Genomic DNA, 12930 nt, shown 5'->3' on the forward strand with positions numbered 1-12930 from the left:
TCACGTCCGCCGCCAGACGGTGACGCGATTGTTTCCGGAGTCCGCGATGGCCAACCGGTCCCCCCGCAGCGACATGCCGTACGGCCAGCACAGCGTGTCACGCTGCACCGAGGTCCAGCGATTCTCGCCATTGGAGGCGAAGTCCGGCTGCGCCAGCACATGATCGGCAGCTCGCCCATCGCGGGGCACACCGTCCCACAACAGTATTCGGTTGTTCGCCGTATCGGCGACGGCGAAGCATTCGTCGCCGGCGCCGCTGTCCAGACAAACCGCGTACGGGAAACGGAACCGATCACCAGTGTGCGGGCCGTAGGGCCATTCCGCGGCCGAGGCGAAATCGGGTTGCCCGATGAGGAGGTCCGCGGGTTTGTCGGATTCGGGGTGCGGGGTCCAGCCCAGCACCCGGTGATTGCCCGCATCGGCGATCAACAGCAGGTCATCTCGCCCGGCAATGGCGTGTGGCCAGCGGAAGCTGGCCGGCCCGGCCACGCCGCCGCGGTTCTCCTGGCGATCCGCGGCACTCGGTTGACCGAGAATGACATCGGCGGGTTGCCCCGGTTCGGGAACGCCGCGGCGCCACCCCAGCACCCGACGGTTACCGGTGTCGGCGACCCAGAACGACCCGCCGACGATCGCGATGCCAAACGGCCAGTACATCGACGACGCCGAGCACTCACCATCGGCGTTGGGCTGCACCGCGGATGAATCCGGCTGTCCCAGAATGTGATCCGGTGCGACGTCACTACGGTGTGGAACCTCATCCCATACCAGGATCCGGTGGTGCCACGCATCGGCGACGATCAATCGTCCGTCGTGCACCAATACGCCGGTCGGCAGGTGCATCCCCCGTTCGGGACCGCGCCCTCCCGCCGCCGGGCCCTCGGTCGATCCATCCGGTTGTCCCAGCACAACATCCGCCGGCTGCTCATCGGTGACCGGGATGCCCTGCCATACCAGGACGCGATGGTTGCCCGAGTCCGCGACCACCAGGTGGTCGGCCCCGAGGAACACACCGCGCGGCGAATACATCCAGGCCATGCTCGGGCTGGCCGGCGGCAGCGCAAGCCCGCCGGGTGCGGGCGCTCCCAGCCACACCTCGGCGGACCAGCCGCCGGCCAGTGTGCGGTCTACTACCTCCGCCGGTCGCGTCCGCAATCCGGTGATGTTGTGTCGGACGACCAGCCGACTCATTCCCGCACCCGGATCCAGACGGTTCCGTTGTCGATCCGCAGCGGCAACGGCTCGAGTTGCGCCTCGGGGGCACTCAGGCACTCCCCCGACGATGCGTCGTAGCAGAATCCATGCCACGGGCAGGTCAACGTTCCGTTGTTGACGTCCACGAGTGCGTTGTCCAACGGCAACCCTTCGTGCGCGCATTCGTTGCGGTAGGCCGAAAGTCGCCGTTCCAGGCTGACGATGACGACCTCGGCCTGTTCACCGGACTCGGCCACCAGGCTGCGGCCTATCAGGCCGCCGTCGGGCACATCGGTCACCGGACCCGCATCGGCCCAACCCTCGAGCGACGGGTTCGGCCCGATCCGTAGTGATTCGAGCGGAATCAGCGTGGGCGAGGGCTCATTGGGCAACACCTCGACCCCGGATACCGCCGGGACGCCCTCGACGAGCGCCTGCTCGACCAGGTTGCGCAGGGTTACCGACGACATCGAGCAGCCGTTGCAGGCACCCTCCAGTCGGACGAACGCGGTACCGTTTTCGATGCGCACCAACGTGACGTCACCGCCATGGCTTTGTAATTGTGGCCGCACCGCGACCAACACCCGATTCGCGTGCGTGACAGGGTCGGGGCGGACGATCTCGTGCAGCGATAGCAGCAGGTGCACCACCGGGTCATCGACCAGGTCGAAGAGCACGGCCCGCGCGGCATCGTCGGCGCGCATCCGTCGGACCATGGTCACCAGGCCCGCGCGGTGTACGGCCTCGAGGGCTGCCTTGAGTTCCTCGGCGACGGCACGCGCCGCGGGGTCGAGGTCGGCCAGCGCCGTGATCGCGTCGTCGACGCGTTTGGCCAGCTCCTCCAGAGTGGGTTCGAGGATCGTGGTCATCGTTCGGCCCCTCCGTCGGCCTCGGCCGCGGTCCGCAACAACGCGACCTGGCGGGCCACCTCGTCGAGCACTCCGCGCACCGTCCGCACCGATTCGTGGTCCTGCTGCTCTTCGAACAGAAACCGCGCCTCGTAGAGCTTGGCCTTGGCCTGATCGAACGCACCGAGGTGCGCCAGCGCGTTGCCCTGATTGGTGAGCACCCGTGCGCGGCCCAGCGGGTCGCTGTCCCGATCACGCGCGGCCAGCACCGCCTCGTACAGTTCCACGGCCTCCACCAGGTTGTCGGCCTGATGTTTCGACGGCGTGTACACCAGCGAGTTCGCCAGATTGAGCTGAACGCTGGCCCACTGCTCCGGATAGTCCTGGGGCGTATAGACCTTGAGCGCCGAACGCAACGAGTTCGCGGCGACGCCGAGACGCAATTGATCCGAGGCCTCCACCATCGGCATGGTCAGATAGGCGGTGGCCAGGTTGGCATGTGCGGACGCCCATACCAGCGGGGCCTCGTCGCGCAACACCAACTGCAGAGCCGAGTGGTAGTGCGGTATCGCCTGGGCCAGCAGGCCCGGATTCTGCACTGCCCGGTGATGAAACAGTCCGGCCAAACTCAGATGTATTTCGGCGCGGCCGATGCGCAGGCCATCCGCCCCGTCCAGCAACCGCAACGCCCGCTCCAGGCGAGCCTGTGCGACCGTGTCGGCGGTGTCGGCGCCGATCGCACCCGCGGATCCGATCAGCACACCCGCCAGGCGTGGCGAGTCCGCAGTCACGGCCTGCGCCGCGCGTTCCAGTACATTGGCCGCGCCGTCCGAATCACCCTGCGCCAAAAGATGACTGGCCTGCGCGGCCAGCACAACCGCGGTCAGCTCACCGTCGGTCCCCTCGTCCCGAGGCGGGTCATCGATGCGACCCAGCGTGAACAGCACCACATCCACCAGCACACCGAAGCGCCCAAGGTCACCGCGAAGCTGGTCGGTGTCAACACCTTCGGGATCCAGTACGAATCGGTTGTAGCGGGTGACGGGATCGTCGTCGACCAGCAACGCAACGGCCTGATCGACCTCACCGCGGTGCGCCAGTTCGTGCGCCCGCAACGAATCCGGCCAGGTCGCGGGCTCGTGGCCATCGAGCAATGCGGTGCGCGCCTCGTCGGCTCCCGGGCCGTTGGGAATGAGGAGGTAGCCCAGCGGCAGCGGGAACGTGCCGATGGGCTGCGGTCGGGGCAGCGTGGTGACCAACTCGGTGAAATCGGGGGCAGTGGTCATCAGCTCGAACCATTCAGTGGGCCACAGATATTACGTTCGGCGGTACGCCGAATGAGGTCGGCGGAGATCTCGGCGAGTCGTCGACTGGGATGGACACTGATCCGGTGCCGGACCACCCCGTCGGCGAACACCACCACGATGTCGACGGCCCACCGACGATGTTCCTCGACAATCACGGCGTCGACGCTGAGGGCATCGTCGGTCGAACGCTTCGACCGGGCCTCGGCGCGGGGGCGTTCCGGGGAATCTTCATCCGGCGATTGCCCTACCATCAGGATCACCTTCGCGACTCCGGCGGCACGCCGAGCGCAATACACAGTGCTTTCTGCTGGTCATCCCAGGAGGCCGATCGCGGTCCCGCCACCGAACGGCCCTGCAGAACCTCGCGGACCAGAACCGACCGGTCACCCTTCGGGTTGCGCTGTTTGAGCAGCAGGCCACCGCTGCGTGGTCCTCGCAGCGGGATCAACCAGAGATCGTCGCCGCGCAGCACCGCGGCAACCGCGTCGGACGGGAAGCGACTGGCGGCCAACGCCGAGTCCAGACGCAGATCGCCGTCGGCGCTGAACTCGACGCTGACGTCATCGGCACCCGGAGGTCGCAGCGGCGCAAAGTAATCGGCCTCGATGCGTTCGATCACGGCATCCATTCCGGCCTGTACGGGTTCGGAGAGATCGGCACCGAAGTCGACGCACTGGGCCTCGATCAGGAAGACCGTGATGTCGGTCGGACAATCGTCGCCCAGCGCCCAGCGCGCGAATGCGATGGCGTGGTCCCATCGGAACGAGTGCGTGTGCAACCCCTGTAGTGGTGGCAGCTCGGCCAGTTCGGCACCGGGCACCTGGAAAACGGTGCCCGGTGCAGCGCCGGTGGCCGCCGCATCGACGATGACGACCTGGCCGGCACCGCGCATCTGGAACGCCACGTCCATGCCGGCGGTACCGCCGTCTACGAGACGCGCGCCTTCGGGAGCACCCCGCTCCCATAAGTGACGCACCAGAACGGGACCCACCCCGTCGTCACCTCGCAGCAGGTTCCCGCATCCGACGACGAGCACCGCGCACCCGGGGGCTTCGATGTCGACATGGCTCTGGCTTGACGGTGAATTCAAGGGCAGATCACACCATTCCGTTGATAACGAACTTGGACAGCTCCTTACCGGTCTTCCCATCGTAGGCGTGTACGGTGCACACCAGGCAGGAATCGAAACTTCTTGCCACATGGCCGAGTTCGACAGGGTCTTCGGGATCGACGATGGGCGATCCGACCAGCGCTCGCTCGATTGGCCCGAGGACCTGATCACCGTCACGCGGACCGATGTTCCACGCCGTGGGCGTGATCACCTGGTAGTTCTTGATCTTGCTGTCCTCGATGACAATCCAGTCGCAGAGAGCACCGCGTGCGGCCTCGGTGGCGCCGAACCCCATACCCTCGGCATGCTCGACCGGCTTGGTGTAGAAGCTCTCCCGCAGATCCAGCTGATCGAGCCACTCGCGGGTCCACTTGTAGTACTTGGGGGCCTCGTGCATACGTGCCAACTGACGCACCATCACGCTGGGGCCGATCTTGTTGTACATATCGACGAACAGCGGATCGTAGTCCTGATGCGCCGCGGCGTTGGGTGCGCCCGCGGCCATCCGCCGCGCCAGCGGCCCGGCCTCCAGCGGGATGTTCCCGTGCTCGCCCACCGCATAGCGGGGTGACTTCGCCCAGCTGTACTTGCCGTCCTTGCGGCCCTGTTCCGGATCGATCGGGATGGTCTCCCCCTCGAACGGATGCAGTGGCCGGTCACCGGCATAGAACGAGTGCGTGACGTCCTCGGTGACCTTGGCCTGATCGAACTCGTGCCAGTCACCGTTGACGTACACGCCGGAGCGGCCGATCAACGCATCGTTGCGGCCCTCGATGGTCGGGTTCTCGTAGCGGGATGGTTCGAAGTACGTGCCGGTGGCGATGTAGTTGCCAACGCCGGCGCCGTACTTGTCCAGACCCACGTCCAGGCAGTAGCGGATGAAGAACCCGCAGTCACTGTTGTACTGCGCCTCGTTCTCGTCGACCCAGGCCAGCACGTCTTCCCAGGTCTTGTTCTCCAGCCACCGGTCGATGGTGCAGCCCAGCCATTGCCCCTCGAGCCAGTTGTTGTTCCAGTGTTCGAGGATCGCGATGGACCGGGTGACATCCGACAGGGTCGGGGCACACATCACACCCCCGGGCACCATGAAGCTCGAATGCGGCCACTGGCCACCGTAGATCGCGTACACCTCGACGGGTTTGGCCGACAGCACCACGCCCTTCTGGTAGCTGGTGCCGACATAGGGGGCGAACCTGCGGACGGCCTCGGCGTACAGGCTGGACTTCGCATAGTTCTTGTTGGTGAGGTCGATCGCGAACAGCGCGTAGAAGTACCGCGGAATCGACTGCAACGTCTCACAGGCCTGGCAGATGTTGCGGACCAGCGTGGCGTTGGGCGGCATATGCGTCCGCCACGCGGTGTCCAGCGCGTAGGCGGATTTGTACAGGTGGCTGCCACCGCAGATGCCGCAGATGCGCGGACACACGATCAGGCCGGCCTGGGGATCCTTACCCTGCAGGATGATCTCGAAGCCACGGAACATCGCGGCTTCGGTCCACGCGGAGGTAACCACCCCGGAATCGACGGTGACGCGCACGTCGAGATCGCCCTCCACACGTCCCAGCGGGCTGACCCAAAGATCGAGTTCGGTCATTTGTTCACAGGTCCTTTCGATTGACCACGTTGGCTATGTCGGGTGTGGGCGACGTCGGGAGTGCGCGGCGCGCCGCTACACCACGAACATGTCTTCCTTGGACCACTGCGGCGCAGCGATCCGCGCGGCCGCCGCATGCGCCATGTAGGTGAGGTGGTCGGAACCTTCGGGCACTTCCTTGGGGATCATCCCGCTGACCTTCTGCGTCTTGAACACCGTGCCGGGCGCCAGGTCGAAGTGCGGGAACTCCGGTTCGGTACAGCCCAGGCACGGCATGCCCGCCCTGGTCTTGGAGGACTGCCGATTCCACAGAATGCGGTTGCACGGTGAATGGGTCATCGGCCCGCGGCAGCCGAATTCGTAGAAGAGGCAACCGGTTCGGGTGCCCTCGCCGAACGACAAGGTGGACTGCTTGTACTCGAAGAACTGCACGCGCGTGCATCCGGTCTGTGTGAATGTCTTGAAAAATGTTTCCGGACGGTGCAATTCATCCAGCGCGATGTCACTGGCGCGGCCGGTGGCCAACGCCACGATGATCTGGGTGATCCAGTCCGGGTGCGCGGGACAGCCCGGAATGTTGATGACCGGCAGCCCCATCTTCGAGCGGAAGTCAGGGCCCAGGAAGCCGCCCTTGTTCCGCTTGTGGAACTGCAGTCCGGTGGACGCCGAAGGGTTGGGTTCCATCGCCGGGATACCGCCGAAGCAGGCGCAGTCACCGAGGGCCACCACCACCTGTGCCGCCCCGGCAAGGTCGGTGACCCAATCCTTCATGGCTCGATCGGCGAACATATCCATCCGCCCGGTCCCATCGGGTGCCTCGATGACGGTGCCCTCGAATACGAAGATGTCGAGTGGACGCTCACCGCGGGCGCAGTCCCAGAACACTTTCTGGGCATTCTGGCCGAGTTCCAACCCCAACGAAGGATGCCACAGCAACTCGAGTCCAAAGTCGACGATCAAATCGACGACATTGGGTTCCTCGGCGTTGAGAAAGGACATGGTGTTACCACTGCACGCGCCACCTTGGAACCACAAAACGGATGCCATGATTCTCCTCTCGGAATGCGACCGGGAATCGGCCACATTTTCTGTTGGGCTGAACAGAAACTGTGTCGGCTATTTGGTTACGGTTATCAGTCTGATTGATTCAGTCATGTGGGAGCTGTCGGCCGAATGCGCGGGCCACCTGAACGAGAAATCCCAAACCCCGGGAAATGTCCTTGTCTTTGGACACCCGCCAGAGCCCGAACAGCCCTTTGGGCCCACCCGGGTCGGCCTCAGCCGCGGCCTTCCCGTGGACCAGGGCGGTACCCATCCCGGCGAGCACCTCAGCAGCCTGCGGATCCATCAGCGGGGACTGCAGGATCTTGTTCATCGCCGGCATCGCGGCCACCAGGGCCGCGGCCAGTGAACTCACACTGTCCGCCAAACCCTGCCGGTCCACCGATTTCAGCTCGTCGAACCCGCTGAACCGGGCACTGAGGCTCCCGACCGGGCCGCGCAGTTCATCGACCGCCGACGACAACGACGCGCTGATCTCATCACCGCGGCGGACGAATCCGTCGAGTCCGTCGACCAGGACAGCCAACAGATCGGCATGATCGAGCAGCCTGTTCAACGATTCCGCAACTCTCGGATCCGCCAACCGCTCGCGGAGTTGCTGCTCCGGCGACACCGCAACAATCTGACCGTTTGCCACCACGTGGCCTCCTAAGTCGTGTACGGGCGGGCTGGCCCGTGGGCTGGACGACACTTGGATGAGGGATGTGGTTCCGATCACAATTTAACGAGCCGACGGGCGCTTGCCTATCATTTTCACGCAATACCTGTCAAAATTACGCAAAGTTGAACGCGTTGACGCGCGCCCATCCCCTCCGAGGCTTGCATGATCGGCACCGACACTTTAAAGAAATCTTCATCATCGCGGCAGTTGAGCCGCACATTCTGGGTGAGGCGGCGGCCTTGTCCCGGCTGACCCGAATCGGGTTCATCGACGATCGGCGCACCAGCAACCCGGTGCGCCGGAAGGTGCGCTCCCGCGGCGTGCCGCCGGCCCTTGCCGACAAGGAGATCTTCTATACCGAGAGCACCGCCGAGGCCACCCGACTGGTCGGCAAAGCCCTCGCTCCGTTGTCGCTGAACGTGGCCTACGACGCCGCGGCAGAGTTTGCTGCGGTGCTGCACGGCGTGCGCCTGCGCAATGTCAGCATGCTGTACCTCGACCTGCACACGCCCGCCCGCATCGACGTTCCCGCCCTTGGCGAATACTTCGCCGTGCACATGCCGATGAACGGTCGCGCACTGGTGGAATACCGGGACACCGCCTTCGAAGCCAACACCCTACGGGCGCTGGTGACCAGCCCTGGAGCGCCGCTACGAATGGGACTCGACTACGACTCCCCACAATTGCTGATCCGCATCGAACAGCAGCCGATGATCGCCCACCTGACCCGGCTGCTGGGCCGCAGCTTGACCAAGCCGCTCGAGTTCGAGCCCGAATTCGATCTGGCCACCGAGGCTGCCATGCGCTGGCACACCGCGGTCCAATTGATCCACTCCGAGGTGTTCCATCCGGGTTCGCTGATCCAGCGTGGTCAGGGCATCGGAGCGATCGAGGAGCTGGTGATGAGCACGCTGCTGCAGCTGCAGCCATCGACGTATCACCGCGAACTGCTGAAACCCGCGCAGCCGGATCAATCCCGTACCGTCGTGCGGGACGCGATGAACTACATCGATGACCACCTGGCCGAGCGCGTCACGATGGACGCCGTCGCCAAGAGCGTGCACATGAGTGTGCGGTCGATCCAGCAGGGTTTTCGAGACGAGCTGGGCATGTCACCGATGGCCTATCTGCGCAGCCGGCGCCTCGACCGGGTGCACGAGGAACTCACCGACGCGGTGCCGTCGGACGGGGTCACCGTCACCGCGGTCGCCGAACGCTGGGGCTTTCACCACCTCGGCAGTTTCGCCGTCGAGTACCGGAAGCGCTGGGGCGAGACACCGTCGGAGACGCTGCGGCGGTGACGGGTCAGGACGCCTGCTGCACCGACTTCGCCGGCCGCCAGCCAAGCCCGGGATTGGCCGTCAGGTGGTCGATCAACAGCTCGGTCGACATGGTCGGCGACAACTGACTGACGACGTGCCAGGGCCGGCTGATCGGCGTGCCATGCACGGCGATCTCGACCAGATCGCCGCCGTCGAGTTCGCGCAGCACCGCCTGCCGGGACACCAGCGTGACGCCCAGCCCGGCCACCGCGGCCGCGACCACCGCGCCGTGCGAACCCAACACGAGCTGCGGCGGCGTCACCTCCAGATCCTCGAGCAGCGCCATCAGGGTGGACCGGGTACCCGACCCGGTCTCGCGCAACAGCCAGGTTGCGGTGGCCGGGTCGATCCCCTTGGCGAGCGCCGGGGCGCCGACGACGACCAGGGTGTTCGGGCTCACGGCCCGCATTCGCACCTTCCGGCGCAGATCCTCGGGCGGGCGGCCGGCGACTACCAGATCGACTTCGTGTCGCGCCAGCATGGGCCAGACCAGGCTGCGGGAAGCGACCTCGAGGTGCAGTACGACTCCGGGATACCTGGTCCGGAAGGAAGCCAGCGCTGCCGGGATGAGCAGCTCGCCGGCCGACGTGACGGCCGCCAACCGCACCGATCCGTGCTCCGGATCCGCTTCGCCGCGGGCGGCCAGGATCGCCTCGTCGTGCAGGCCGAGAATCCGGCGCGCGTACTCGACGTACCGCTCCCCGGCCGGGGTGAGCCGCACCCCACGGCCGTGCCGGTCCACCAGGGCTATCCCGATGTCGTTGCTCAGCGCGCGCAGCGCCGACGAGATCGAGGATTCGGTCACCACCAGGCGCTCCGCGGCACCGCGAACCGAGCCGGTTTCGGCGAGCTCGACCAGCGCACGCAGCCGCGCGTTGGTGGTCATCGGCGCCCTCCTGCCACGGTGTCGACGGGATCGGTACCGAACACCCGGCTCGCCAGAATATCGGCCGGCTCGATGGTGGAAAGCCCGGCCAAACCGACATCGCCCCCGGTTGCGAGCAGACGTCGGGCGTGCCGAAGCCGGGCCCGCTCCAGTGCATTGCGCACGCTGCGCGCATTCGCAAACCAGGGTTGGTCGATCCGCAACTCGAGATACCGGCGTAAGACCTCGCGGGCCTCATCGGAGAACCGATAGCCCAACTCGTCGGTCATCAACAGCGCGATGTCCTCCAGCTCGCCGACGGCGTAGTCGGGGAAGGTGATGTGGTGGGCGATCCGGCTCTGCATTCCGGGATTGGCCGAGAAGAACTGATCCATCTTGTCCGCATAGCCAGCCAGAATCACCACCAGGTCAGCACGATGGTTCTCCATCACCTGAAGCAGAATCTCGATCGATTCCGACCCGTAGTCGCGGTCATTCTCCACCTTGTACAAGTAGTAGGCCTCGTCGATGAACAGCACGCCACCCATCGCACGCTTGATGACTTCCTTGGTCTTCGGAGCGGTATGCCCGACGTACTCCCCGACCAGATCATCGCGAGTCACGCTGACCAAGTGGCCACGCCGCAGATACCCCAGCCGGTGCAGCAGATCGGCCATCCGCAGCGCCACGGTGGTCTTGCCCGTCCCGGGGTTCCCGGTGAAGCACATGTGCAGCGTTGGCTGGGGCGCATTGACCCCGAAGCGGGCCCGCATCCGGTCGACGAGCAGCAGCGCGGCGATTTCGGCGATCCGGGTTTTCACCGGCTCCAATCCCACCAGTTCGCGATCGAGTCCGGCCAGTACGTCATCGACGCCCGAATCCTTCCGTGCGGCGGCAATGTCGACGACCGCGCCCGGGGGCAGCAGGTCCTCCGCGGGCACGTCCGGTTCCCCGTCCAGCTGCGGACCGGGGGCCGGACGTGGCCGGTACCCGAATGAGCTGCGCGGGTTCTCGGCGGATTGCGGCTTATTTGGTGTCTGCAATGTCATCGGTCAGTCCGATCGGTACCGGTCCCCCTCGGGACGTTCGGTGGCATACGAATGCGTGGTGTACCCGATCTGGCGGTTGGCCCGCTCGGCGCGGTCGAGCCGGAAGCCGGGCTCCTCGGCGGGCCGGTTGACGATGAACGACAGCGCCGTCGTCTGTCGGCCCAGGCTCGCGTCATACGCGTTCAGCCGGATGTAGCTGTTCGGGTTCGCCGATCGACACGCGTTGACCTCCAGCAGCACGCCGGCCGGATCCTTGAGGTCGAACATCGGCAGACCCCACATCTCCCAGTAGGTGTTGCGTGGATGGGGGTCGTCGGTGAACTCGACCGACAGCGGCCACTCATTGGACAGTGCGTATTTGATCTGTGCGGTGATCTCCTCATCGGTGAAATCGGGCAGGTACGAGAAGGTGCCCTGGGTGATTCGCATGTGTGAGCTCCTTTCGTGTCAGACGGTCGTCGGCGTCGCGACGGCGTCGGGGGTGTCGGTGGATTCGTAGTTGAAGGTGATATCGCCCCAGGTGGCCAGCGCGGTGTCCAGCGCGCGGTTCTTGGCCGCGGCCTTCTTGAGGATGTCTGGGCCTTCCTTGTAGTAGTCCCGGCCCTCGTTGCGGGCCTTGATCATGGCTTCCAGCGCGACCCGGTTGGCCTCGGCACCCGCGGCGATACCCATCGGGTGTCCGATGGTGCCGCCGCCGAACTGCAGGATCACGTCCTCACCCAGGTAGTGGATCAGCTGATGCATCTGGCCGGCGTGGATCCCACCGGAAGCGACCGGCATGACGCCGGGGATCGATGCCCATTCCTGGTCGAAGTACAGACCCTTAACCGGATCGGCCTGGATGCTGTCCAGACGCAATGTGTCGTAGAAGCCGGCCGTGGTGTTCGGGTCACCCTCGAGCTTGCCAACGACGGTGCCCGCGTGGATATGGTCGACACCGGCCAGCCGCATCCATTTGGAGATCACCCGGAAGCTCACACCGTGTGACTTCTGCCGGGTGTAGGTGCCGTGCCCGGCACGGTGCAGATGTAGCAGCACGCTGTTGTCGCGAGCCCATTTGGCCATCGATTGGATGGCGGTATAGCCGATGGTCAGATCGATCATCACCACCACGGAACCCAGTTCGGCGGCGAAATCCGCCCGCTCGTACATCTCTTCCATGGTTCCCGCGGTGATGTTGAGGTAGTGCCCCTTGATCTCACCGGTGGCCGCCTGGGCACGGTTGACCGCTTCCATGCAGAACAGGAACCGGTCGCGCCACCGCATGAACGGCTGCGAGTTGATGTTCTCGTCGTCCTTGGTGAAGTCCAGGCCGCCGCGCAGGGCCTCGTACACCACGCGGCCATAGTTGCGCGCCGACAGGCCCAGCTTGGGTTTGGTGGTCGCGCCCAGCAGCGGTCGGCCGAACTTGCCCAGATACTCGCGCTCCATGACGATGCCGTGCGCGGGCCCCTGAAACGTCTTGACGTAATGCGTGGGAATCCGCATATCCTCCAGTCGCAGCGCCTTGAGCGGCTTGAACCCGAACACGTTGCCGATGATCGAACTGGTGAGGTTGGCGATCGACCCCTCCTCGAACAGGTCGATGTCATAGGCGATCAGCGCGATCCACTGCCCGGGGGCATTGGGCACCGCCTCGACGCTGTAGCACTTCGCCTGGTAGTGCTCGAAGGTGGTGAGCCGGTCGGTCCACACCACGGTCCATGTCGCGGTACTGGATTCACCGGCGACGGCCGCACCGGCTTCCTCGGGCGGCACACCGTCCTGGGGGGTAATCCGGAAGGCACACAGCACATCTGACTCCTTCGGGACGTAATCCGGCTGCCAGTAGCCCATCTCTGCGTAGGGAATGACTCCCGCGTTCCATCTATCTGCCATGCGAACGATCGTGGCAGCCAATATTAAACCTGTCTATCG

At 65.3% G+C, this 12930-nt stretch carries 13 protein-coding genes; 1 reads left to right on the forward strand and 12 read right to left on the reverse strand.

The features are described 5' to 3' along the window. The 8 genes from R2K23_RS15520 to R2K23_RS15555 all read right to left on the reverse strand — a co-directional run bounded on the left by R2K23_RS15520 (position 1) and on the right by R2K23_RS15555 (position 7753). Positions 1-1191: an NHL repeat-containing protein gene (locus R2K23_RS15520; protein WP_126334631.1), complete on the reverse strand. Its 1191-nt coding sequence runs from the start codon at positions 1189-1191 to the stop codon at positions 1-3. After that, on the reverse strand, positions 1188-2063 hold the full coding sequence (locus R2K23_RS15525) for a NifU family protein (protein WP_126334632.1): 876 nt from the start codon (positions 2061-2063) through the stop codon (positions 1188-1190). Before R2K23_RS15525 ends, R2K23_RS15520 begins: the two co-directional genes overlap by 4 nt. Next, positions 2060-3328: a tetratricopeptide repeat protein gene (locus R2K23_RS15530; RefSeq protein WP_316510465.1), complete on the reverse strand. Its 1269-nt coding sequence runs from the start codon at positions 3326-3328 to the stop codon at positions 2060-2062. Before R2K23_RS15530 ends, R2K23_RS15525 begins: the two co-directional genes overlap by 4 nt. Further along, positions 3328-3600 (reverse strand): hypothetical protein, encoded by a 273-nt coding sequence (locus R2K23_RS15535; protein ID WP_316510466.1) that lies wholly within the window; start codon positions 3598-3600, stop codon positions 3328-3330. Before R2K23_RS15535 ends, R2K23_RS15530 begins: the two co-directional genes overlap by 1 nt. A gap of 5 nt (positions 3601-3605) precedes the next feature. Next, positions 3606-4439, reverse strand: coding sequence for a hydrogenase maturation protease (locus R2K23_RS15540; RefSeq protein WP_316510467.1), 834 nt, complete (start codon positions 4437-4439; stop codon positions 3606-3608). Between the two features lie 7 nt (positions 4440-4446). Then, positions 4447-6054 carry a nickel-dependent hydrogenase large subunit gene (locus R2K23_RS15545; RefSeq protein ID WP_126334635.1) on the reverse strand — a complete coding sequence of 536 codons (1608 nt, stop codon included), beginning with the start codon at positions 6052-6054 and terminating at the stop codon, positions 4447-4449. Positions 6055-6129: 75 nt separating this feature from the next. After that, complete coding sequence (locus R2K23_RS15550) at positions 6130-7101, reverse strand: NADH-quinone oxidoreductase subunit B family protein (RefSeq protein WP_126336907.1); 972 nt, start codon at positions 7099-7101, stop codon at positions 6130-6132. A 100-nt stretch (positions 7102-7201) separates the two neighbouring features. Continuing rightward, positions 7202-7753, reverse strand: a complete 552-nt coding sequence (locus R2K23_RS15555) for a DUF1641 domain-containing protein (RefSeq protein ID WP_316510468.1) — start codon at positions 7751-7753, stop codon at positions 7202-7204. Between the two features lie 182 nt (positions 7754-7935). On the opposite strand from R2K23_RS15555, the gene R2K23_RS15560 reads away from it, so the two are divergent. Then, positions 7936-9078 (forward strand): AraC family transcriptional regulator, encoded by a 1143-nt coding sequence (locus R2K23_RS15560; RefSeq protein ID WP_316510469.1) that lies wholly within the window; start codon positions 7936-7938, stop codon positions 9076-9078. A 4-nt stretch (positions 9079-9082) separates the two neighbouring features. Here the strand turns inward: R2K23_RS15560 and R2K23_RS15565 are convergent, their stop codons facing one another. From R2K23_RS15565 to R2K23_RS15580, 4 genes are read right to left on the reverse strand one after another with little or no spacing between them, the layout of a single operon-like run. After that, positions 9083-9985 (reverse strand): LysR family transcriptional regulator, encoded by a 903-nt coding sequence (locus tag R2K23_RS15565; RefSeq protein ID WP_316510470.1) that lies wholly within the window; start codon positions 9983-9985, stop codon positions 9083-9085. After that, on the reverse strand, positions 9982-11013 hold the full coding sequence (cbbX, locus tag R2K23_RS15570) for a CbbX protein (RefSeq protein WP_316510471.1): 1032 nt from the start codon (positions 11011-11013) through the stop codon (positions 9982-9984). Before cbbX ends, R2K23_RS15565 begins: the two co-directional genes overlap by 4 nt. A gap of 3 nt (positions 11014-11016) precedes the next feature. Beyond that, on the reverse strand, positions 11017-11442 hold the full coding sequence (locus tag R2K23_RS15575; protein WP_316510472.1) for a ribulose bisphosphate carboxylase small subunit: 426 nt from the start codon (positions 11440-11442) through the stop codon (positions 11017-11019). Between the two features lie 18 nt (positions 11443-11460). Next, positions 11461-12891: a form I ribulose bisphosphate carboxylase large subunit gene (locus R2K23_RS15580; RefSeq protein WP_316510473.1), complete on the reverse strand. Its 1431-nt coding sequence runs from the start codon at positions 12889-12891 to the stop codon at positions 11461-11463. Positions 12892-12930 lie beyond the last annotated feature (39 nt).

This window comes from Mycolicibacterium sp. MU0050 (genome assembly GCF_963378085.1).
Taxonomy (GTDB): Bacteria; Actinomycetota; Actinomycetes; order Mycobacteriales; family Mycobacteriaceae; genus Mycobacterium; species Mycobacterium wendilense.

Bases quoted from the DNA above. Each gene is read 5' to 3' on its own strand.
- R2K23_RS15580 (WP_316510473.1), bottom strand. From the start codon at position 12,891: ATGGCAGATAGATGGAACGCGGGAGTCATTCCCTACGCAGAGATGGGC.
- R2K23_RS15565 (WP_316510470.1), bottom strand. From the start codon at position 9,985: ATGACCACCAACGCGCGGCTGCGTGCGCTGGTCGAGCTCGCCGAAACC.
- R2K23_RS15575 (WP_316510472.1), bottom strand. From the start codon at position 11,442: ATGCGAATCACCCAGGGCACCTTCTCGTACCTGCCCGATTTCACCGAT.
- R2K23_RS15530 (WP_316510465.1), bottom strand. From the start codon at position 3,328: ATGACCACTGCCCCCGATTTCACCGAGTTGGTCACCACGCTGCCCCGA.
- R2K23_RS15520 (WP_126334631.1), bottom strand. From the start codon at position 1,191: ATGAGTCGGCTGGTCGTCCGACACAACATCACCGGATTGCGGACGCGA.
- cbbX (WP_316510471.1), bottom strand. From the start codon at position 11,013: ATGACATTGCAGACACCAAATAAGCCGCAATCCGCCGAGAACCCGCGC.
- R2K23_RS15545 (WP_126334635.1), bottom strand. From the start codon at position 6,054: ATGACCGAACTCGATCTTTGGGTCAGCCCGCTGGGACGTGTGGAGGGC.
- R2K23_RS15535 (WP_316510466.1), bottom strand. From the start codon at position 3,600: ATGGTAGGGCAATCGCCGGATGAAGATTCCCCGGAACGCCCCCGCGCC.
- R2K23_RS15550 (WP_126336907.1), bottom strand. From the start codon at position 7,101: ATGGCATCCGTTTTGTGGTTCCAAGGTGGCGCGTGCAGTGGTAACACC.
- R2K23_RS15525 (WP_126334632.1), bottom strand. From the start codon at position 2,063: ATGACCACGATCCTCGAACCCACTCTGGAGGAGCTGGCCAAACGCGTC.